This is a genomic window from Modestobacter sp. VKM Ac-2979 (assembly GCF_026967995.1).
Classification (GTDB): Bacteria; Actinomycetota; Actinomycetes; order Mycobacteriales; family Geodermatophilaceae; genus Modestobacter.
Genome location: NZ_JAPVBO010000006.1, coordinates 151,302 through 171,389, shown reverse-complemented (window position 1 = coordinate 171,389; position 20,088 = coordinate 151,302). Strand labels below are relative to the sequence as shown.

The 20,088-nt window shown below is 72.9% G+C and carries 18 protein-coding genes and 2 tRNA genes; 5 read left to right on the top strand and 15 right to left on the bottom strand.

Annotated elements, in window-relative coordinates:
• Positions 1 to 96 precede the first annotated feature (96 nt).
• The 7 genes from O2W15_RS18105 to O2W15_RS18075 all read right to left on the bottom strand — a co-directional run bounded on the left by O2W15_RS18105 (position 97) and on the right by O2W15_RS18075 (position 7,486).
• Positions 97 to 1,584, bottom strand: coding sequence for a glycoside hydrolase family 3 protein (locus tag O2W15_RS18105; RefSeq protein ID WP_269180389.1), 1,488 nt, complete (start codon positions 1,582 to 1,584; stop codon positions 97 to 99).
• 44 nt (positions 1,585 to 1,628) lie between these two features.
• On the bottom strand, positions 1,629 to 2,609 hold the full coding sequence (locus O2W15_RS18100) for an ROK family protein (RefSeq protein ID WP_269161140.1): 981 nt from the start codon (positions 2,607 to 2,609) through the stop codon (positions 1,629 to 1,631).
• Complete coding sequence (locus O2W15_RS18095; RefSeq protein ID WP_269180388.1) at positions 2,606 to 3,514, bottom strand: carbohydrate ABC transporter permease; 909 nt, start codon at positions 3,512 to 3,514, stop codon at positions 2,606 to 2,608. The genes O2W15_RS18100 and O2W15_RS18095 overlap by 4 nt, the downstream gene beginning before the upstream one ends.
• Complete coding sequence (locus O2W15_RS18090) at positions 3,511 to 4,500, bottom strand: carbohydrate ABC transporter permease (protein ID WP_269180387.1); 990 nt, start codon at positions 4,498 to 4,500, stop codon at positions 3,511 to 3,513. Before O2W15_RS18090 ends, O2W15_RS18095 begins: the two co-directional genes overlap by 4 nt.
• A gap of 113 nt (positions 4,501 to 4,613) precedes the next feature.
• Positions 4,614 to 5,951: an extracellular solute-binding protein gene (locus O2W15_RS18085; RefSeq protein WP_269180386.1), complete on the bottom strand. Its 1,338-nt coding sequence runs from the start codon at positions 5,949 to 5,951 to the stop codon at positions 4,614 to 4,616.
• A gap of 92 nt (positions 5,952 to 6,043) precedes the next feature.
• A complete protein-coding gene (locus tag O2W15_RS18080; protein ID WP_269180385.1) occupies positions 6,044 to 7,222 on the bottom strand; it encodes an ROK family transcriptional regulator in 1,179 nt (392 codons plus the stop codon).
• 122 nt (positions 7,223 to 7,344) lie between these two features.
• Positions 7,345 to 7,486: transfer RNA gene (locus O2W15_RS18075), tRNA-Ser, on the bottom strand.
• 175 nt (positions 7,487 to 7,661) lie between these two features.
• On the opposite strand from O2W15_RS18075, the gene O2W15_RS18070 reads away from it, so the two are divergent.
• The 3 genes from O2W15_RS18070 (at position 7,662) to O2W15_RS18065 (ending at position 8,501) form a co-directional block, all read left to right on the top strand.
• Entirely contained in the window at positions 7,662 to 7,865 is a 204-nt protein-coding gene (locus O2W15_RS18070) for a hypothetical protein (RefSeq protein WP_269180384.1), read from the top strand.
• A gap of 127 nt (positions 7,866 to 7,992) precedes the next feature.
• Entirely contained in the window at positions 7,993 to 8,250 is a 258-nt protein-coding gene (locus O2W15_RS24090) for a PASTA domain-containing protein (RefSeq protein ID WP_442928858.1), read from the top strand.
• On the top strand, positions 8,247 to 8,501 hold the full coding sequence (locus tag O2W15_RS18065; RefSeq protein ID WP_269180383.1) for a hypothetical protein: 255 nt from the start codon (positions 8,247 to 8,249) through the stop codon (positions 8,499 to 8,501). Before O2W15_RS24090 ends, O2W15_RS18065 begins: the two co-directional genes overlap by 4 nt.
• A 688-nt stretch (positions 8,502 to 9,189) precedes the next feature.
• On the opposite strand, the gene O2W15_RS18060 is transcribed toward O2W15_RS18065, so the two are convergent.
• From O2W15_RS18060 to O2W15_RS18050, 3 genes are all read right to left on the bottom strand, one after another.
• Complete coding sequence (locus tag O2W15_RS18060; protein WP_269180382.1) at positions 9,190 to 9,954, bottom strand: hypothetical protein; 765 nt, start codon at positions 9,952 to 9,954, stop codon at positions 9,190 to 9,192.
• 14 nt (positions 9,955 to 9,968) lie between these two features.
• The gene (locus tag O2W15_RS18055; RefSeq protein ID WP_269161131.1) at positions 9,969 to 10,346 is read right to left on the bottom strand and encodes a PadR family transcriptional regulator; all 378 of its coding nucleotides are present in this window, start codon (positions 10,344 to 10,346) and stop codon (positions 9,969 to 9,971) included.
• Between the two features lie 603 nt (positions 10,347 to 10,949).
• Positions 10,950 to 11,378: a VOC family protein gene (locus tag O2W15_RS18050; RefSeq protein ID WP_269180381.1), complete on the bottom strand. Its 429-nt coding sequence runs from the start codon at positions 11,376 to 11,378 to the stop codon at positions 10,950 to 10,952.
• 60 nt (positions 11,379 to 11,438) lie between these two features.
• On the opposite strand from O2W15_RS18050, the gene O2W15_RS18045 reads away from it, so the two are divergent.
• Positions 11,439 to 12,407: a helix-turn-helix transcriptional regulator gene (locus O2W15_RS18045; protein WP_269180380.1), complete on the top strand. Its 969-nt coding sequence runs from the start codon at positions 11,439 to 11,441 to the stop codon at positions 12,405 to 12,407.
• Positions 12,408 to 12,679: 272 nt separating this feature from the next.
• Here the strand turns inward: O2W15_RS18045 and O2W15_RS18040 are convergent, their stop codons facing one another.
• From O2W15_RS18040 to O2W15_RS18030, 3 genes are all read right to left on the bottom strand, one after another.
• Positions 12,680 to 12,955 carry a hypothetical protein gene (locus O2W15_RS18040; RefSeq protein WP_269180379.1) on the bottom strand — a complete coding sequence of 92 codons (276 nt, stop codon included), beginning with the start codon at positions 12,953 to 12,955 and terminating at the stop codon, positions 12,680 to 12,682.
• A gap of 399 nt (positions 12,956 to 13,354) precedes the next feature.
• Positions 13,355 to 13,442: transfer RNA gene (locus O2W15_RS18035), tRNA-Ser, on the bottom strand.
• A gap of 90 nt (positions 13,443 to 13,532) precedes the next feature.
• On the bottom strand, positions 13,533 to 15,251 hold the full coding sequence (locus tag O2W15_RS18030; protein ID WP_269161127.1) for a hypothetical protein: 1,719 nt from the start codon (positions 15,249 to 15,251) through the stop codon (positions 13,533 to 13,535).
• A gap of 367 nt (positions 15,252 to 15,618) precedes the next feature.
• On the opposite strand from O2W15_RS18030, the gene O2W15_RS18025 reads away from it, so the two are divergent.
• Positions 15,619 to 17,439: a helicase-related protein gene (locus O2W15_RS18025; RefSeq protein WP_269180378.1), complete on the top strand. Its 1,821-nt coding sequence runs from the start codon at positions 15,619 to 15,621 to the stop codon at positions 17,437 to 17,439.
• Between the two features lie 24 nt (positions 17,440 to 17,463).
• Here the strand turns inward: O2W15_RS18025 and O2W15_RS18020 are convergent, their stop codons facing one another.
• Together O2W15_RS18020 and O2W15_RS18015 are read right to left on the bottom strand one after the other, a co-directional pair.
• Positions 17,464 to 18,522 (bottom strand): hemolysin family protein, encoded by a 1,059-nt coding sequence (locus O2W15_RS18020; RefSeq protein WP_269180377.1) that lies wholly within the window; start codon positions 18,520 to 18,522, stop codon positions 17,464 to 17,466.
• A complete protein-coding gene (locus O2W15_RS18015; protein ID WP_269180376.1) occupies positions 18,519 to 19,919 on the bottom strand; it encodes a hemolysin family protein in 1,401 nt (466 codons plus the stop codon). Before O2W15_RS18015 ends, O2W15_RS18020 begins: the two co-directional genes overlap by 4 nt.
• Positions 19,920 to 20,088 lie beyond the last annotated feature (169 nt).

The window sequence follows — 20,088 nt, the reverse complement described above, 5'->3', positions numbered from 1 at the left end:
GAGATGTCGACATGAAAGCAGTCAGTCGTCGATACGAACAGGTCCCGTTCACCTCCGCCGGGCCCGGGCCGCACGGACCCGGCCGTCCGGCCTGGCTCAGTCGCCGCGGAGCAGGTCGGCGACCGCCCGGGTGACCACCCGGGCGGCGCCGTGGGCCGCGACCGCCGGCCCCGTCGCCCGCTCGGCGTCGACCGACATGCCCAGCGCGACCAGGACCGCGTCGGGCCGAGCCCGGAGGAGCTGGTCGAGCCACGCGGTCTGCCAGGGGCTGCGGTAGGCGTCCCGGACGGCGACCACCAACGGCCGGCCGGCCGCCGCGGCGGCCACCTCCTCCGCGGTGACCCCGCCCTCGGTCACCGTCTGCACCGCGGCCAGCAGGCCGTCCTCGGCCAGCGGCTGGGCCAGGCTCCAGGCGGCGTCCCCGACCGCCAGGTTGGTCTCGGCGCGCAGCTCGGCCACGACCGCCGGCCCGGTCAGCGGCGCGACGCCACGCGGCTGGAGGGCGGCCCGGGCAGCGGCCCGCCCGGTGTCCGGGTCGGTCGCCGGGGGCTCGGGGCGCTCGACGTCGGCCAGCCGCTGCCGCAGCGCGGTCACCCGGGCCGCGGCGTCGCGCAGCCGGGCCTCGGGCAACGTGCCGTCGGCGAGGGCCGCCCGCACCGCCGCCCGGATCGCCACACAGTGCTCCGCGCCGTCCTCGGCACCCAGCAGCAGCAGGTCGGCACCGGCGGCCAGGGAGAGCACGGCGGCCCCGGCCAGCCCGTGCGCGGCCCGGACCCCGGCCATGTCGAGGGCGTCGGTGACCACGACCCCGGTGAAGCCCAGCTCGCCGCGGAGCACGTCGACCAGCAGCCGGCGGCTCAGCGTGGCGGGCGCAGTGTCCAGCGCCGGGAAGACGACGTGCGCCGTCATGACCAGGTCCACCCCGGCCCGGACGGCGGCGGCGAAGGGCGGCAGCTCGCGCTCCCGGAAGGTGGCCTCGTCGGCGTCGATCACCGGCAGGCCGAGGTGCGAGTCGACCGTGGTCGCCCCGTGCCCGGGGAAGTGCTTCGCGGCGGCGGCGACGCCGGCCGAGCGCAGCCCCTGCACGTAGGCCACCCCGTGCCGGGCGACCAGCGCCGGGTCGGCACCGAACGAGCGGACGCCGATGACCGGGTTGGCCACGTCGCTGTTGACGTCCACCGACGGCGCGAGGTCGACGTCCACCCCGACCCGGCGCAGCTGGGCGCCGATCCCGGCGGCCACCGCGAAGGTGACCGCCTCGTCGTCGACCACGCCGAGGGCGGCGTTGCCCGGCCAGCTGCTGCCGACCGTGTACTCCAGGCGGGTCACGTCCCCGCCCTCCTCGTCCAGCGCCACCAGCACGTCGCCGCGCACGGCCCGGGCCGCCGCGGTGATCGCCGCGACCCGCTCGGCCACCGGCGGGCCCTCGCCGGTGAGGTTCTGGCCGTACAGGCAGACCCCGGCCAGGCCGTCGGCCAGTGCGTCGGCGACCCAGGCCGGGAGGGTCGCGCCGCTGAAGCCCGGCATGAGGCAGGCGTTCACCAGCCGGTCCAGGTCGGTGCTGTTGCGGTGCTCGGTGGCCATGCTGCGGTGCTCCTCGTCGGGGGAAGGCGGTGCCGCCGGACCGGTCACGACGGGGTGGGCACCGGGCGGCGTCCGCCGGCGGCGACCCGGTCCCGCACGGCGAGCGCGGCCCCGATCGGGGCCACCGGCACCCCGTCGGGCACCAGCTGGACCCGGTCGGCGATCTGCAGGCTGTCCAGGAACGGCGATCCGGAGGCCTGCCGCCGGCACTGGTGCGCCACCGCTGCCATCAGCGGGGCACCGACCTCGGCGACCCCGCCCCCGAGCACCACGTGCTCGACGTCGCAGGTGAGCACCAGCAGCCGGACGGCGGCGGCGACCGCCCCGGCGAAGGCGTCCCGGACCCGCACGGCGGCGGCGTCCCCGGCAGCGGCCGCCCCGAACACCTCCACGGCGGCGGGCCGACCGGTGCGGCTGGGCCAGGCCGCGCCCAGCGCCGCCCCGGAGGCGTAGAGCTCCAGGCAGCCCCGCTGACCACACGGGCAGCGCGGGCCCGCCGGGTCGTACGGGATGTGCCCGATCTCCCCGGCGCCGCCGCGATGGCCGCGCCGCAGCTCCCCGCCGAGCAGCAGCCCCGCGGCCACCCCGGTGCCCAGGGAGAGGAAGGCCAGGTCGCCCCGCAGGCCGAGCACCCGGGCCGCGCCGACGGCGGCGACGTTCAGGTCGTTCTCCACGGCGACCGGCACACCCCCCAGCCGGTCGGCCAGCAGCGGGGCCAGCGCGACCGGCTCGTCGGAGATGCCCAGGTTCACCGCGTGGGAGACCTCGCCGGTCAGCGGGGCGACCAGCCCGGGCACCCCGGCGCCGACCCCGGTCAGCTCGCCCGGGGGGATGCCGGCGGTGCGGCACAGCTGCGCGACGACCTCGGCCGCGGCACCGACGACCCCCTCGGTGCCCGGCCGGCTGGGCACCCGCACGCTGGCCCGCACCGTCGCCGCGTCGTCCAGCAGCACCCCGAGCACCTTGGTGCCGCCGATGTCCAGCCCGACCGTGCACCCGCGCGCGCCTGCCGAGAGCGCGGTCACCCCTTCACCGCCCCGGCCACCAGACCGGAGCTCATCCGCCGTTGGACGAACAGGAAGAACACGATGACCGGCACGGTGATCAGCGCGGCGCCGGCCATGACCACCCCCCAGTCGGTGGCCCGGTTGGCCTCGACCAGGCCCTGCAGCCACAGCGGGAGGGTGCGCTCGTCCGGGTCGGTCATCACGACCAGCGCGAGGGTGTACTCGTTCCAGGCCTGCAGGAACCCGTAGACGCCGGAGGCGACCAGCCCGGGCGCGAGCAGCGGGAAGGTGATCCGGAAGAACGCGCCGGTCCGCGACAGGCCGTCCATCATCGCGGCCTCCTCCAGCTCGATCGGCACCCCGCTGACGAAGCCGCGCAGCATCCAGACGGTGAACGGCAGGACGGCGGCGACGTAGACGATCGACAGGCCCACCACCGAGTTGACCAGCTGCCAGGTGTCCAGCATCTGGTACTGGGAGATGAACAGCCCCTCGGCCGGGATCATCTGCACGACCAGCACCGTCACGACGAAGCTCTTGCGGCCCCGGAAGCGGAACCGGCTGATCGCCAGCGCCGCGACGAAGGCGAAGAGGATCGCGGCGGCCAGGGTCAGCCCGGTGACGGCGAGGGAGACCTTGACGGCGTCGTAGAACGACGGGTCGGTGAGCACCCGGCGGAAGTTGGCCAGGGTGCCGCCGAAGGGCAGGAACGACGGCTCCGGGGTGCGCAGCCGGTTGGTCGGCAGGAACGCACTGTTGATCATCCAGTAGACCGGGAAGACCCAGGCCAGCGCGGTCAGCACCGCCAGCACGTCGAGCAGCCGGCGGGCCGCGGTGCCCCGGCGACGCGGCCGACGCCGGGCGGGCACCTCCCGGGCCCTGGCCGGCACCGCAGTGGCCGGCGGCGGGACGACGGAGGTCATGCCTCCTCCTCGCGCAGCATCCGGCGGATGTAGGCGGTGGTCAGCACCAGCGTGATCACCAGCATGATCGTCGCCATCGCCCCGGCCATCGAGAACTCCTTGGACAGCGAGTAGATGTAGGTGCCCAGCAGGTGGGTCTCCCGGGTCGGCGCACCGGCCCGCTGCAGCACGTGGATCTGGGTGAACACCCGCAGGTCCCAGATCACCTGGAGCAGGGCCACCACGAAGAGCACCGGCTTGATCATCGGGAGCGCCAGCCCCCACAGCCGCTGCCAGCTGCTCGCCCCGTCCAGCTGGGCCGCCTCCATGCACTCCTCGGGCACCTGGAGCAGCCCGGCGTAGACGGTGAAGACGACGAACGGCACGCTCATCCAGACCACGATCACCGTGGCGACCGCGTAGAAGGACAGCGGCTCGATCAGCCAGGAGTGGCCGCGTTGCCCCTCCATCCCCAGCGGCCCGGCCAGCACCCAGTTGACGACGCCGTACTGGGAGTCGAACAGCCACTGCCAGACGGTCATCGTGGCCAGCACCGGCGTGCCCCAGGCCAGCAGCATGCCGACCTGCAGGGTGATCCGGGCGCCCCGACCGACCTTGGTCATCAGCACCGCCAGGGCGATGCCCAGCGCCATGGTCAGCGCGGCGTTGACCAGGCAGAAGGCGATCGACCGGGCGATCACCCCCCAGACGTAGGGGTCGGAGAGCAGGGTGACGTAGTTGTCCAGGCCGACCCACTCGGCCGGGCGGCCGAACTGCTGGGCCAGGCCGTACTCCTGGAAGGAGAAGACGAACTGGCGGACCAGCGGGTAGCCCAGCCCCACCCCGAGCGGGACCAGGGCCGGGACGAGCAGGAGGTAGGGCACGAGGCGGGAGCGGAGCGGCCGACGGCGGCGGCGCAGCGGGGCCGCGGAGGTGCTCCCCGTCGCCGGGGGCGACGTGCGGGGCGGAGGGGGTGCGGTCGCGGCAGGTGCGGGTGGCGCGGACATGGCGGGCTCCTGGATCCGGGCAGGACCGGGCCGGGCCGGGGACGCGATCGCGGCGCGCGGGCGCCGGACGGCGGGCGGGCGCGGTCGCGCCCCCGGCGGACGGGGTCAGGCGGTCAGTTGAGCGTGTCGGTGATCAGCTGGTCCGCCTCGGCCGCGGCCGTGGCCGGGTCGGTGCCGCTGGCGATCTCCTGGAAGAGGTCCTCCAGGATCCGGGCGCCCTCGACGTCGGCCCACTTCTCGGCCGGCGGCGTGAGCTCGGCGTCGACCGCAGCGGCCAGCGCCGCCTGGGCGTAGACGTCGTCGCCGAGCGCGTCGGCGTACTCCGTGTTGCCCGGGATCAGCCCGTTCTCGGCCAGCATCGTCTGGTACTCGGGGCTGAAGATGATCCGCAGCAGGTCCCGGGCCAGCTCCTGGTTGCCCGACTTCGCCGGGATGCCGATGTTCGAGCCACCGGAGAACACCGGCGCGACCGAGCCCTCCTCGAGACCGGGGAGGGCGAAGATGCCGGTCTTCTCCTCGTTGCACGCCTGCTGCTCGTCCAGCAGCGCCTTCGCGGCCTCGGACTCGTCGTCGGCGGCCACGCCCTTGTTGCACTCGGGCAGGTCGATGCTCCAGCGCGCCCAGGTCGGGGCGGAGAACATCGCCGCCTCGCCGTTGTTGAACGCGATCCACGGCTCGTCGGAGTCGGCGTCCCGCGGTGCGCTGGTGGCCGTGGTGAACAGCTCCTGGACCTCGGCCAGCCCCTCCTGCGACTCGGGGCTGGACAGCGCCCCGGTCCACTCGCCGTCCTCCTCGACGGCCAGCTCGCCGCCGTGGCTGTTCAACCAGGCGACGCCGTTGTACCAGTCCTGCCCGGGCAGCCAGAACCCGGAGAAGCCCGGCTGCCCGGACGGGTTGGCCTGCTGGAGCGTCTGCGCGACCTCGGTGAACTCGGCCAGGGTGGTGGGCACCTCGACCCCGGCGGCGGCGAAGAGCTCCTTGTTGTAGAAGACCGCGCGGGCGCCGGAGTAGTAGGGCACCGCGTAGAGGGTGTCGTCGACCGTGCCGGCGTCGACGAAGCCCTGCAGCAGGTCCTCGCCGCCCAGCTCCTCGTACATGTCGGTGATGTCGCTGAAGGCGCCGGCGTAGGTGAACGTCGGGCTCTGCGTGTTGCCGAGCTCGACCAGGTCCGGGGTCTGGCTCTCCGACGTCAGCGCCGTCTGCAGCCGCGGGACCAGCCCGTTCCAGTCCTGTTCCTCGATCACCAGCGTCGAGTCGGGGTGCTGCTCCTCGAAGGTCTCGACGAGGTGGTCGCGGAGCTCCTGCGGGGTGTCGGAGCCGGCCAGCCACAGCCGCAGCTCGCCACCGCTCTCACCGCCGGCCTCGGCGGCGTCCTCGCCGCCGCCGCAGGCGGTCAGTGCCAGCATCCCGGCGGCCAGAGCAGCCAGGCCTCTCGTGCGTACCCTCTTCATGTTGGGGTTCCTTCCCGATGCGCGGACGGTGCCGGACAGCGCCGTTCCAGGGGGGCGTGCTCTCCCGACGTGCAGGGGTCGGCTCGGGGTCGTCACGTGACCCCGAGCTGACCGGACAGCACGAGCACGGCGGCCCCGGACAGGGCGCCGTGCTCGCCGAGCGAGGTCATCCGCAGCTGGACGTGGCTGCTGACGACCGGGATGGTGCGCTCGCGCAGGGTGGCCAGCGCCGCCTCACGCAGCGGCCCACCCAACAGCTCCTCCGGGCCGCAGAGCACGACCTCGGAGAGGTTCAGGGCGCTGACCACGGGGGCCAGCACGATCCCCAGCCGGCGCCCGACCGAGGCCAGCGCGGCGTCGGAGGCGGCTGGGTCGAGCCCGGCGATCCGCCGGCGCATCGCCGGCACGGACAGCACCGTCTCCAGGCAGCCGCGGCGCCCGCAGGCGCAGGGCTGGGGGCGGCCGAGCGGGGCCTGGTCGTGCTCGTCGCGCTCGTCGAGGGCGGTGACGTGCCCGAGCTCGCCGGCGGCGTGCTCGTTGCCCTGGACGAGGGCGCCGTCCAGCACGATCCCGGCGCCCACCCCACCGCCGACGGTGAGCACCAGCAGGCCGTTGCCGGAGGCGCCGCCCCAGGTGAACTCGCCCAGGGCCGCGGTGTCCGCGTCGTTGGCCACGTGCACCGGCAGCTCCAGCGCGGCGCTCAGCTGCTCGGCGAGCGGCAGGTCGTACCAGCCGCGGTTGGGGGCCTGCAGCACCCGGCCGGAGGGGTCGATGACGCCCGGGGAACCCACGCCCACCCCGAGCACCGGGCGGGTGGTCGCCGCGACGAGCTCCCGGCACAGCTCCAGCAGCACCTCGACCGCCGCGGCGCCGGTGCGGCCGCCGACCGCCGCCGTCCGGCGTTCCTGGACGGCGCCGGACAGGTCGAGCACGGCGCCGTGCACCCGCTCGTCGTCGGCCAGGTCGACGGCGACGATCTGGAAGGCCCCGGCGTCCAGACCGACCAGCGTGCCGGGCTTGCCGACCTTGCCGTCGGCCTGCTGACCCAGCTCGGTGACCAGGCCCTGGGCGAGCAGGGAGGCCACGAGGTCGGAGATCGTCACCCGGGTCAGGCCGGTCGCCCGGGCCAGCTCGGCCCGCGACCGCGGCCCGGCGTGGAAGAGCAGCTGGAGCACCATCGACCGGTTGCTCGCCCGGGCGTGCTCGGGCAGCACCTTGGCGGTCGAGCGCAGGGCTCGTCGGTGCTGCGGGGTGTCTGCGACGGCGGTCACATTTGTTAGGCAACCGTCCTTACAAACAACTGTCAAGGGGGTGGCGCGCGGGTGAGCAGAACGAGACCTGCGGATGGCCTGGGCACATCGGCCCGGTAACGGCGGCACGGCCGGCGGTCATGCGGAGGGCGTGGGATTCGAACCCACGAAGAGCTGTGAATTCTCAGCGATTTTCAAGATCGCTCCGACGCACTCCTCTCACGTGTTCTTTCCGCAGTATCTGCAGCTCAGCGCGCTGATGGGACTCGCCGTCAGTCACCCCCCGCTGACCCTCCCGTGCCCGTCCTACGGGCACGTAGCGGGCACGGCCAGGGAGTTGATCGGTCCGTGCTGTTTCTGTATCTGAAACGGGCGGTCGACGCTCGAGCACCTGCGAGTCACCTCCTGGGACAACCTCGCTACAGCCCTTGAGGAAGCCGACCGGATCCTCGACCCGCCCATGCCCGTACGTGTCCGGTGGGGCCGTGAATGGCACACGCCCGCGCTGCTGCACGCCTGGGCGCAGAGCGAGGAACGCGGCGACGGCTGGCTCGGCTATGTCGAATACCACCGCGAGACCGCGCCCGGATTCCCCTTCGCCGTAGGCCGCTGGACGCCGGCGTGGAACGTCCAGCCAGAAGGCGCGACCACCCCGCGCTTCTGACTCCCAGCCCTACGCTGAAGCCAGCCTCCGCCGGTACCCCCGTATCGGCGGGGTCCCGCGCCATCCAGCGGCACAGGAGGTCCATCCCGTGGGTCGAGGACGAGCCAAGGCCAAGCTGGCAACGCCCATGCGAGAGCTGGCAGGCGCGGCGCTGGTAGCAGTGCCGGCCGTGACCGGGCTGACGGTCCCCGAGGCCCTCATGGTCGCCGGACCGTTCGGGCTTTCGCTGGTGAGCGTGAGCGGCGAACCACCCCTCGCACTGACCGGCCTCATCACCGCCCAACGGCCCGCACCAGGCACAACCGCGCCCCCTGGCACCGCCCTCACCATCTGGACGACCGGGCCGCACGGACCCGACGGACCCAGTCCCTCGCTGGTCTCGTGATCACGGTCGGCTCACGCCGGCGCAACCAGCCGGCGCCACCGCACGTGCTCTACGAAGCGCTGACCACGCCGAACCACGACCTCGCCCGTCCGTGGTTGCTGCTGCTGGATGACGAGCTGCAGCCCGACATCCTCACAGCCGAAAAGCCAGACCTGGTGGTCTGGTCATCGCTGTGGAAGCGCAGACCCGAGGCGCGGATCCGGTTCGAGCTGCCCGGTGACCGCAGCGGCTACGGCACCGACCTGAGTTGAGCCCAGCGCCACGATCAGCGACCACCCGAGCGACACAGCCGCGAGCACGCCGGCAAGGACCGGGGCGGCCGTCCCACGGCCCGCACGGTCGGTCCAGAGGGCACCGGCCGCGCAGCAGGGGCACGCCGAACAGGGCCACGGCGAACGTCCCACTGCCCTTCCACACCGCCCGGCCGCACCAGGCGGCGAAGCCGGCAATGAGCGACAGCGATACGACGAGCAGCGCGGACGAACCCCGGGAGGGAGCGGTCATGATCGGCCTCTTTCAGCGGAGGCCGGACAGTGGCAGCCGGGCACCCAGAGCACAAGGCACCACGCCTCGGTACCGGTCGAACAGCAATTCGAAGGCCTCCCCACCACCGGCCACACTGCGTGACCTCGTCCCAACCCGGCTGACCGAAACCGCTCGTTAACGGACTGCCCGAAACCTGACCGTTTTCGGGACGATAAGCGCTGGCGCCCCTGCGGGTGCGGTTCACGATTGCCTCACCCGATGTGCCGGGAGAGCCGGGTCGATCTTCGAGAGCCCGCGGGTGATGGGAAGGCGCTTCGCGCGTGTCGCCCTGGCTGGTGGCACGCGTCGTGCGCGACTCAGCGACGGCAGGCGATCAGATCGAGACCAGTCCGACAACTGCCGGCGGAACGCTGTCGCCTCAACGCGGCACGCCGTCGGACTGGTTCACGTGCTTCAGCCGAAGACCCAGGAGAGGATCCCCACCGCAAGGTAATAGGTGGGGATCATCAGGGCCGGCACCAAGGCGATCCAGCCTGATCGCTGGGCTGCCCTGTTCGCTCGCGGCTCAGGGGCGAGAGGGGAGGTGACGAGATCGTCGGCGGAGTCACCAGTCAGCTCGCGGTACTCGAGCCAGGACAGGGCGAGCACCACCACGAAGAGCCCGATCGCGATCACTGCCGGTGACACCGGAACAACGGTCGCTGACGAAGTCCCACTGGCTGCTGCGGCTCCGACACCAGCCGCGGCGACCACGGCGACGAGGGCGAAGAGGGCGGTGCCCAACACCCAAGGGCGCGCCATCAGCGGGCGCAGCACTCGAGGTAGGCACAGCAGCGCGGCCGCGACCACGGCGAGACAGCCGAGCTGCACCAGGTTGTAGGTCAGTGGCTCACCACTGACCCAGTTTCGGACCGCAGCGGTGCCCACGAGCATGGCCAGCACCTGACCGGCGCCGAGGGCGGCGATGGTCCACACCCCGGACACGCGCTCGGGAGAGCTCTCCGCATCGATCTCCCGGGCGTAGTCGGTGGGATCACCGAACGCTGCCGATGGGGGTTCACCGGTCTCCGTGCAGTGGCCCTCCACCTCGCCCAGGCGCTCCCCGATCACCGGACCGGGGACGTCCCGCAGCCGCAGCTCGAGCACGAACGCACTACACCACTCCTTGTGGGCCCGGACGAACGGACGCTCCCAGACCTCCTGCGGTGCGGCCTGCACGCCGGGGGACTCGCTCATGCTGAACTCCTCGAGGAGTGGGTGGAGTGGACGAAGGCGTTGCCGCCCGCGGCAAGGTGGACGCCGACCCGGGCCGAGAACGCCTCCCACCGGGTGACGCCGTGCTCCAGCTCGGCGCGGCCGGCGTCGGTGAGGGTGAAGTACTTGCGTCCCGGACCGGTGTCACCGGTCCGCCAGTCGACGATGACCAGCTCGTTCTTCTCGAGCCGGGCCAGCAGCGGGTAGAGCGTGCCGCCCTTGATGTCGCCGAAGCCCGCGTCGGCCAGCCGACCGGCGATGGCATAGCCGTAGGTGGGCCCATCAGCCATGACCCGCAAGACGCACAGCTCGAGGACCCCGCGGAGCCACTCGCTGGGCTGCGGTCCGGTCGGCACACCTTGATAGTGCCTCTACTTAGAGCGCCTGTCTAGCAGCTGCTAACCGAACTTCCCGGCGTGTCTCAGGCCGGGACCGTCCGCCCGTCCAAACGAAGTCCGAGCTCGCCACGCCGCCCACGAGCTCGAACGCCCGTTAGCGGACTGACCGGTACATCAGCGTTCTCGGCATGCAGAGCCGCCAGTGGCCCAAGGTGAGCGCTGCGTCCTGCGGCGGCCGACCGGCCGGCTACTGGCCGTTCTGCCGAGAGCAACTAGCGGAAACGGCCATCCTGCTCTGCGTGACCAGAAACGGGTTCCGAAACTGCAGCTCACAACCACCCGTCAACGGACTGACCACTACCCGACCGTTTTCGGGCCGCCCAGCACCCTTGGCCCGGCGTCCGCGGCGGCGCGGAGGGGGACACCGGAGTCAGGCGCACCCCGCAGCGTCGCCTGGAGACAGCCAGCCCGAGCTTCATCCACCACGCCCTTCGTCGTTCCTCCCGACCGTGACCGTTGCCGCACTGCCCAGGCGCTGCCACCGTCCCACACGTGGACTGAAGGCCCGGCGACGGACTGGGTCCGCCACGGCTCTCCCGTCCCCACGAAGTGGACGGGCCGTCACCGTCCGGCTCGCGCCCGGGCCTCCGGCGTGACCGGGGTGAAGAGGTTGACGAGGTTGCCGTCGGGGTCGCGCAGCAAGAGTGAGCGGTTGCCCCAGGGCATGGTCGTAGGCTCGTTGACGAACTCGGGTGCGAACTCCTGGAGGCGCACGTACTCGGCGTCGACGTCCTCGACGAGGAACTCGACGATCACCGTGTGGTTGTCCGCCGGCCGTGCCGACCCGGCCCCGAACAAGGCCACGGTGCGCGTGCTGCCGATGGCCACGGTCCCGATGGGGGTCCGCAGCTCGGCGAAGTCGGGGGTCGACCACGCGACGGGGGCGCCGGTGACCTGCTCGTAGAAGGCGGCCAGGCCGGCGACGTCGTCGGTGATGACCCGGATCGAGACCAGGGCCGGGCGGGCGGGGGGCGGCGGTGTCTGCGTCATGTCCGGCACGCTAGGAGCGCTACCGGACAAGATCCGCCCGGTTTGGGCGACGATGTCTGCGTGACCCGTCCCACGGCCAGGGTGCTGGCCCTGCTGGAGATCCTGCAGACCGGTGGCATGCACACGGTGGGCGATCTGGCGGCCCGGCTGGGTGTCGACGAGCGGACCGTCCGCCGCTACGTGGGCCACCTCGTCGACCTCGAGATACCGGTCGAGACGGTGCGTGGCCGCTACGGCGGCGTCCGGCTGGTCCCCGGGTACCGGATGCCGCCGCTGATGCTCACCGGGGAGGAAGCGCTCGCCGTCGTCCTGGGGCTGGTCGCCGGCCGCCGCGCCGGACTCGTCAGCACGTCGGTCCTGGCGGTCGAGAGCGCCGCCGCCAAGCTGCGGCGCGTGCTCCCGACGGCCCTGTCGTACCGCCTGGAGGCGGTACTGCAGACCGCGGGGTCCACCTCCGCACCGGGGCCGCAGGTGGCCGAGACGACGACCCTGCTGGCCGTTGCCGAGGCGGCGCGCGACCGCCGCGCGGTCGACCTGGCCTACGTCGACGGCCGTGGGCGGGCCAGCCGGCGCACCGTGCACCCCTACGGGATCGTGGCGCACGCCGGACGCTGGTACCTGACCGGCGCCGACGCATCGACCGGGGAGGCGCGCACCTTCCGGATGGATCGGGTCGCGGCGATCGAGCTGCTGCCCGGCACGTTCGAGGTCCCTGCCGGCTTCGACGGGGCGGCCGCGGTCGTGACCGCCATCGCCGAGGCGCCCCGGCAGCACGTGGTCTACCTGATCGTCGACGGCACGGCCGAGCAGGTGCGCCGGTCGTTGCCCGCCACGCTGGCGACCGTAGAGGAGCATCCCGACGACTCGGACCGGGTCCGCGTGCTCATCCGGGCGGAGCGGCTGGACTGGGTGCCCGGACTGCTCGCCGCGATGGACCTGCCCTTCCACGTCGAGGGCCCGGACGCCCTCCGGCCGATGCTGCGGGCGCTGGCCCAACGGCTCACCACAGCCGCCGAGCCCACGCCCTGACGAGGAAACGGGCCCTGCTGAGCGAGTTCTCCACCGATCGAATCGAGCGATGTCCTCACACGCCACCAGATCGAAGGGAAGATCATGCGCTACCTCAGCGCGCGCCAGGTGCGCCTGCCAGAACCGGACGGCTCGGCTAGGGCGCTGATCAAGATCGCCCGTTTCCGGACTGCCCGATACCGAACCGTTTTCGGGCCGATCAGTACCCAGGGGGCGGCGCGAGCGCCTCGTACGCATCCAACGCCCGAGGGTGGCTGCGGGTGACCGGTAACTCAGCGCGGTTGGGCGTCAGTCGACATGCCGATGAAGCGGACGCCGGGAACTGAGGGATAGGCGAACTGGCCGGTGACGAGGGCCAGGGACGCCTCCGGGGTCAGCGACACATCGTCGGCCTCTCCTGAGGCACCCTCGGCTACTGCTTCGCCATCGGACCGGACCGCCCACCCTTCGGCGGCTGACCCATTCCAGGCAGCAGCACCAGCGGTCGACAGCTGTTCTTCGTCCAGGACCTCGACGATGTAGGTGATTGTCACCGTGTAGTTCGCCACCAAGCCGAGCTTGCACCCAACCCACCGGCCACCGCGCATCCGGCGCTCGGAACAGCCAGCAACCGATGCCGCCGCAGAGCAGTTGCAGTCGGCCTCCCGATGGCGAGGGCCCAGGCGTCTTGCTCATCGAGTCGACGGCCAGCCACATGGCTTCTTCCGGCAAGCGATGTTCTAGGCGCACCGTCGGCTACGCGACTAGCGGAAATCGGCCGGCTCGCTGCGAGTGACCAGAAGGGGGTTCCGAAACACGTTCCGGGCGGGCGTCGCTCTCCGTGATCGACGGCTGAGCTGCGTGGAGGCATACGAGGAGCCGCACCCGCTGCGATGGCTGCATGTTGGCTGCGCGAATGTCCGAGCGACGTCAGCGCTGTCCAGTCCACGCGCGGACGCGCAGGTCAGCGGAGGGCGTGGGATTCGAACCCACGAAGAGCTGTGAACTCTTAGCGGTTTTCAAGACCGCCGCCATCGGCCACTAGGCGAGCCCTCCTGGCGGTCTGAGGCTAACGCCCCGGCCTGGAACGGGTCCGGCCCCGCCCCGCGGATGCGGGACGGGGCCGGAGTGGTGCAGTGGAGCGGGTTACTGCGCGCGGCGGCGCGAGGCGACGAGCAGACCGCCACCGACCCCGAGGGCCAGCACACCGGCGCCGACGAACGGCAGCGGCGAGAAGCCGGTGAAGGCCAGGACGGCGGTGCCTCCGGAGACGGTGACCTCGACGACCAGGTTGCGGACGTTGCCGTTCACGTCGACACCGGTGGCCACCAGGTGGTGGACGCCGTTCGCCAGGTCCTTCGGCAGGGTCACCGTGGCACTGAAGGTGCCGTCGGACAGGACGGTGACCGTGCCCAGCGAGACCGGGTCGGAGTAGACGAGCAGCTGGACCGTGGAGCCGGGCAGGAAGTCCTTGCCGGAGATGGTGACCTTCTCGCCGGCGACGACCTTGCCGTCGGCGTCGTCGCTGGTCAGGGTGCCATCGGCCTTGGGCAGCGAGGCGGCGACCGCAGTGGCCGGGACGGCCTCGGTGGTCACCCGGTCGGAGACACCGATCCGGTTGCCGTCGGCGTCCAGCGACTCGACACCGACGACGTACACGACACCGGGGGTGGCGCCGAGGACGCAGGAGGTGCCGAGCGCGGTCGTCGGCATGCAGAAGACGCTGCCGTCCGAGGACTGCTGGCCCTGCGGACCCGCGAAGGCGCGGTAGCCGGCGACGCCGGTCGCGTTCTCCGGTGCGGTCCAGCTGACCTTGATCTGGGACGCGCCGGCGACGGCGGTGACGGCAGCCGGGCCCGGCACGGCCGGCGACCCGGTGAGCACCGAGGAGGCCGCGGTGTGGCCCTTGGCGGTGGCGAAGCGGAAGGTGACCGAGTACGTCTTGCCGGTCGTCAGGCCCGTGATGGTGCCCTCGTACTGGTAGTCGCCCTGGTTGACCGTGGTCACGGCGGTCCACGTGGTGCCACCGTCGAGGCTGTACTCCACGCCCTTGACGAGGTCGTCGGAGGCGACCGTGGACGTGGTGAGCTGGAAGTCCAGGCCGTTCTTGACGCCGTACACCCACTTGGCCTGCGGTGCGCCGGTGACCTGCGTGTCCACGGGCGCCGGGGGTGCGGGGACGGCACAGGGGATGACGATGCCGGTCACGGCGCCGGGGCCGCTGCCGGCGACGGTGTCATCGGCGTCGGGGTCGGCCGGGAAGACGTCGGCCTCGTTGCCCGCGCCGGCGCCGCCGTTGGCGGGCTTGCCCGCGTCGGACCCGCCGTCGCCACCGAAGGCGCTCATGAAGGACGCGCCGTTCTTCGTCACCGTGGTGAGCCCGCCCCCGCCACCTCCCAGGCCGTCGGCGTCGTTGCCGGTGCCGGCCGCGCCCCCGGGGGCACCCCCCGCACCCGGCGTGCCGGGGACCGCGGGCTGCAGGACGGTGACGCCGTCCTGCTCGTAGGTCTCCGGGGTCCCGGGCTCGGCGTCCCCGCCCTGCTCGCCGACCGTGAAGGCGAAGACGTCGCCGGCGACCACGGTCGTCATGGTCTGGAAGCCGCCCCCGTCGACACCGAACGAGTTCTCGCTGGAGCCACCGGATGCGCCGTAGACCAGCCAGTCGATGCTGCAGTACCCGTCCGGGACGGTGAGGGACGCGAGCTCGTCCTGGCTGTAGGTGGCGTCGGTGTCGGTGGTGAAGTCGAAGGGCTCCAGCGGGGCGGCCGAGGCGACGCCGGTGACGCTGAGGACGGCGGTGGACAGGCCGATCGTGGTGACGGCCAGCAGGCCGGCCGCACGACGGGCCGGAGACGTGAGACGCACGTCGAACTCCAGGTGAGGGTGCCCGGAACGCCGGGCGCGTCTACCCGGAGGTCCGGGCGCTGCACGGAACCTGGCACCGACCCGGGAGCCGACTGTGCGCCGCCGAGCCGATGGTGCGTCGCGTTACCTGATCGTTATCTGCTGACGAATGTGCCGGTCGTCGGCATCATCAGACGTGAGACTCGCTCAATGTGGAGCCGCTTCACTGCCGCTCACCCCAAGTTGTGCCAGTGAAACGGCACGATGGTCTCCAGTCTCGCAATAGGGCATGATGGGCGCGCTGGCGGTGTTCCACCCAGCGACGGTCCGCGCACGTGCGCGTCGACCTCCCACCGCCTGATCCCTCAGCGAAGGACACTCCCTGCCTGTGACCGGCCCCCAGCACTCCCCCACCCGGCGCCGTGAGCGCAGCGCGGCCCGCGAGACCGCCTCCCGTGACGCCGACCGGGTGGCCGCGCGCGACGAGAAGCGCGCCCAGCAGATCTGGGTGGACGGCGCCGCGCCCGAGCTCCCCACCCGCGCCACCCGCCCGGAGAAGGTGGTCTTCCACCTCGGCCCGACCAACTCCGGCAAGACCTATGAGTCGCTCCAGGCGCTGGCCGCCACCGGCTCGGGCGTCTACGCCGCCCCGCTGCGGCAGCTGGCCCACGAGGCCTACGCCAAGCTCTCCGCCCAGCTCCCGCCGGGCACCGTGGGCCTGTCCACCGGCGAGGAGGAGATCGACCCCAACGCGGCGATCGTCTGCTGCACCGTGGAGAAGGCCCCCGACCGCGGCGAGCTGCTCGTCCTCGACGAGTCCCACTGGGTCACCGACCCCGACCGCGGCCACCACTGGGCCCGGCTGCTGCTGACCGGCGAGTACCGCGAGATGCACCTCATCTCCGCCGCCGAGGCCTACCTGGTGCTCAAGCCGCTGGTCACCGACGCCCAGCAGGTGCAGGTCGTCAACCACAAGCGGCTCTCCCGCCTCGACGTCCTCAAGGCCCCGGTGCGCACCGACGCCGTCCGCCCGCAGACGCTGGTCGTGGCCTTCTCCCGCAAGGCCGTCTACGCCGTCGCCGCCGAGCTCGACCAGCACCGGCCGGGCAAGGTCGGCGTGCTCTACGGCGCGCTGCCGCCGGCCACCCGTCGCCAGGTCATCGACCGGTTCACCCGCGGCGAGCTCGACGTCCTGGTGACCACCGACGTCATCGGCCACGGCATCAACGTGCCGGCCACCACGGTGCTGTTCGCCGAGACCACCAAGTTCGACGGCCAGGAGCTGCGCCCGCTGCGCACCTGGGAGGTCGCCCAGATCGCCGGGCGCGCCGGCCGGTACGGGCTCACCGGGCACGGCCAGACCGGGATCCTGATCGGGGTCGCCGGGCTCAAGCCGGTCGGCGCGCTGGTCGGTGCCGGTGCCGCAGTGGCCCGGGGTGACGAGATGAGCGACCTGCCCAAGCGCCGGCCCCGGCTCCGCCCGGAGCTGGAGGACCTCGGTGCCCACGAGGCGGTCGACCTGCCCGAGGCGCTGACCCGCTGGATGGCCTGGGCGCGGGTGGCGACCCAGGGCGAGGGCATGACCGCCGACGACGTCACCGGCCTGGTGCTGCGCGTGCACGCCCTGCTGCCGATGCTGCGCGGGCCGCTCGGCGAGGCCGGCGACCTGCAGACGGTGTGGCGGCTGATCAACCTGGCCATCGACTACAACCCGCCGCGGCGTACCCGCTGGCTGGTGCTGGCCCGGGCCGCCCTGCAGCACGCGGTGGGCCTGCCCGTCCCGGTGGCGACCGTGCTCCCCGAGTACCCGGTCAAGGGCTCGGTCGAGGAGTACGAGCAGGCCGCGGCCGCCGCGCGGGACGCCCAGACGCTGCTCCGCCAGTTCCCCGGCGTGGCCGGGCTGGACAGCGACGACGCCGCCGAGCTCGAGGAGGCGTGCGCCGAGACCATCACCGAGCTGCTGCCCGACGCGATCGCCATCGGCCGCTCGGGCACGTGCACGGAGTGCGGCACCTCGATCGCCCCCTGGTTCACCACCTGCCGCCCGTGCAGCGGCCCGCGGTCCGGCCGGGGTGCCGCCGAGCGCTCCCGGCCGGCGGGGGGTCGTGGCGGTCGCGGCCGTTCCGACGGTCGCCCGGCCCCGACCGCGAACACCGGCGGGGGCGCCGGACGGCGCAACCGCTCGTCCCGGGGGTCGCGCCACAGCTGACCGTGGTCGCCGGTGGGGGTCCCCCTACCGGCGCCCGGCCGCCACGGTCTGCGCGGCGTCGCGCACCTCGCCGACCAGTTCCTCCAGCACGTCCTCCAGGGCCACCACACCCACGGTCCGGCCGGTGTCGGCGTCGCGTACGACCGCCAGGTGGGCGCCCTCCCGCTGCATGGTCGCCAGCACCTCCCGCAGCCCCTGGTCGGTCGTCGCCCCGGCGAGCGGGCGGATGAGCGCGGGGTCGACCGGTGAGTCCCGCTGCTCGACCGGGACGGCGAGGAAGTCCTTGAGGTGGACGTAGCCCTCGAGGTCGCCGTCGCCGTCCACCACCGGGAAGCGCGAGTAGCCGGTGGCGCCACAGACCTCCTCGAGCTCGCCCACGGTGATCCGGGACGGCACGGTGACCAGGTCCGCCGTCGCGATCGCGACGTCCGCGGTCCGCTGCTCGTCGAACTGCAGGGCGCCGGTGAGCAGCTGGTGCTCGCGCTCGTCCAGCAGCCCCTCGCGGTGGGACTCCCCGATCAGGCCGGTCACCTGGTCCCGGGTGAACGTGGAGTTGACCTCGTCCTGCGGCGTGACGCGCAGGACGCGGAGCACCAGGTTGGCGACCTGGTTGAGCAGCCAGATCAGCGGGTGCAGCCCGCGGACGACCCAGTACAACGGCGGCCCGAGCAGCAGCGCCGCGCGCTCCGGGCCGGCCAGCGAGATGTTCTTCGGCACCATCTCCCCCAACACCATGTGCAGGAAGACCACGACGGTGAGCGCGATGGCGAACGCCACCGGGTGCACCAGCGCCTCGGGCATGCCGGCCGCGGCGAAGGGTCCCTCCAGCAGGTGGGCGACGGCGGGCTCGCCCACGGCACCCAGCCCCAGCGAGCAGACCGTGATGCCCAGCTGGGCGCCGGCCATCATCAGCGAGACGTGCTCGATGGCCTTCAGCGTCGTCCGGGCGCCGCGTGCACCCTCGGCGGCACGCGGCTCGATCTGCGTGCGGCGCGCGGAGACGAGCGCGAACTCTGCCCCGACGAAGAAGGCGTTGCCGGCCAGCAGGGCCAGGCCCACCAGGATGGCGACGGTGTCGCTCATCGGCCGACCTCCTCTGTCGTCAGTGCGTGCTCCGTGCGGGAGGCAGCGGTCGCGCCGCCGGTCCGCCGCAATCGGACGCGGTCGACCCGGTGCCCGTCGAGCCGGGTCACCGTCACCGCCACCTCCGTCGGGACGGGGACGCCGTCGGGGTCGGGGTGGGCGACGTCGTGGGCCTGGAGGACGACGCGGTCGCCGACCTGCGGGAGCCGGCCGAGCCGCTCGGTCAGCAGTCCGCCCAGCGTCTCCGACCCCTCGCCCTCGGGGAGCTCCAGACCGACGGCGTCGCCGGCCTCGTCGGGCCGGAGGAGCCCGGAGAGCACCCACGACCCGTCCGGTGCGCGACGTTGCCGGGTGACCGGTGCGTCCTGCTCGTCGTCGATCTCCCCGACGATCTCCTCGATGAGGTCCTCCAGGGTCACGATGCCCGCGGTGCCGCCGTACTCGTCGACCACCACGGCGAGCTGCAGCCCCGGCTCACGGAGGGTCTCCAGCAGCGGGTCGAGCTCCACCGTCTCGGGCACCGCGCGCACCGGCACCATCACCTCACCGACCGTGCGGGTCGCCCGCTGCGCGGCCGGGATCTTCATCGCGTGCTTGAAGTGCACCACCCCGATGACGTCGTCGACGCTCTCCCCCTCGACCGGGAACCGCGCGTGACCGCTCGACGCGGCCAGCTGCAGCAGCTCGGCGACCGACTGGTCGGCGCTGAGGAACCGGACCCGGGGGCGCGGCGTCATCACGTCGGCCGCCGTCCGGTCGCCGAACTGGATGGACCGGGCGACGAGGTCGGCCGTGCCCACGTCCAGCGTGCCGGCCTGGCCGGACCGGCTGACCAGGGACGCCAGCTCCTGGGGCGCCCGGGCCGAGGCGAGCTCCTCGGTCGGGGTGATGCCCATCAGGCGCAGCAGCCGGTTGGCCGACCCGTTGAGGAAGGCGATGAGCGGTCGGGTGGCGGTGGTGAAGGCCCGCTGCGGCCCGGCCACGACCTTGCCGACCCGGGTGGGCTCGGCGATCGCCCAGTTCTTCGGCACCAGCTCGCCGAACACCATCTGCACGCCGGTCGCGACCGCGAGCGCCAGCCCGACCGAGATCGCGGTCACCGCCCCGTCGCCCAGCCCGGTCAGCCCCAACGGACCACGCAGCAACGTCGCCAGCGACGGCTCGGCGATGAACCCGACGACCAGGCTGGTCACCGTGATGCCCAGCTGGGCGCCGGAGAGCTGGGTGGACAGCGACCGCATCGCCGCCACGACGCCGGCCGCCCGGCGGTCGCCGGCGTCCGCCTCGCGCTCCAGCGTGACCCGGTCGGCGGCGATGAGCGAGAACTCAGCGGCGACGAAGAGCGCGTTGGCGGCGACGAGCAGGACGGCGGCGAACAGCAGCAACCACTCGATCACCGGCTGCCGTTCCCTGCGACGTGGGTCCGTGAGCCGTGCGTCAACACGCTGTGTTCCTCTCGAGGGGCGGTCCGGGGTGCCGCACGGCAGGTGGGTGCCCAGCGCGCGGCGTCCGCACGCATGGCGGAGGACATCAGCGAGCGCAACGCCCGCGCGGACCAGCCGGTTC

Excerpts from the sequence above, each read along its gene's own strand:
- O2W15_RS18105 (WP_269180389.1), bottom strand. The coding sequence starts at position 1,584 with ATGGCCACCGAGCACCGCAACAGCACCGACCTGGACCGGCTGGTGAAC.
- O2W15_RS18095 (WP_269180388.1), bottom strand. The coding sequence starts at position 3,514 with ATGACCTCCGTCGTCCCGCCGCCGGCCACTGCGGTGCCGGCCAGGGCC.
- O2W15_RS18090 (WP_269180387.1), bottom strand. The coding sequence starts at position 4,500 with ATGTCCGCGCCACCCGCACCTGCCGCGACCGCACCCCCTCCGCCCCGC.
- O2W15_RS18085 (WP_269180386.1), bottom strand. The coding sequence starts at position 5,951 with ATGAAGAGGGTACGCACGAGAGGCCTGGCTGCTCTGGCCGCCGGGATG.
- O2W15_RS18070 (WP_269180384.1), top strand. The coding sequence starts at position 7,662 with ATGCCCGTACGTGTCCGGTGGGGCCGTGAATGGCACACGCCCGCGCTG.
- O2W15_RS24090 (WP_442928858.1), top strand. The coding sequence starts at position 7,993 with ATGCGAGAGCTGGCAGGCGCGGCGCTGGTAGCAGTGCCGGCCGTGACC.
- O2W15_RS18050 (WP_269180381.1), bottom strand. The coding sequence starts at position 11,378 with ATGACGCAGACACCGCCGCCCCCCGCCCGCCCGGCCCTGGTCTCGATC.
- O2W15_RS18020 (WP_269180377.1), bottom strand. The coding sequence starts at position 18,522 with ATGAGCGACACCGTCGCCATCCTGGTGGGCCTGGCCCTGCTGGCCGGC.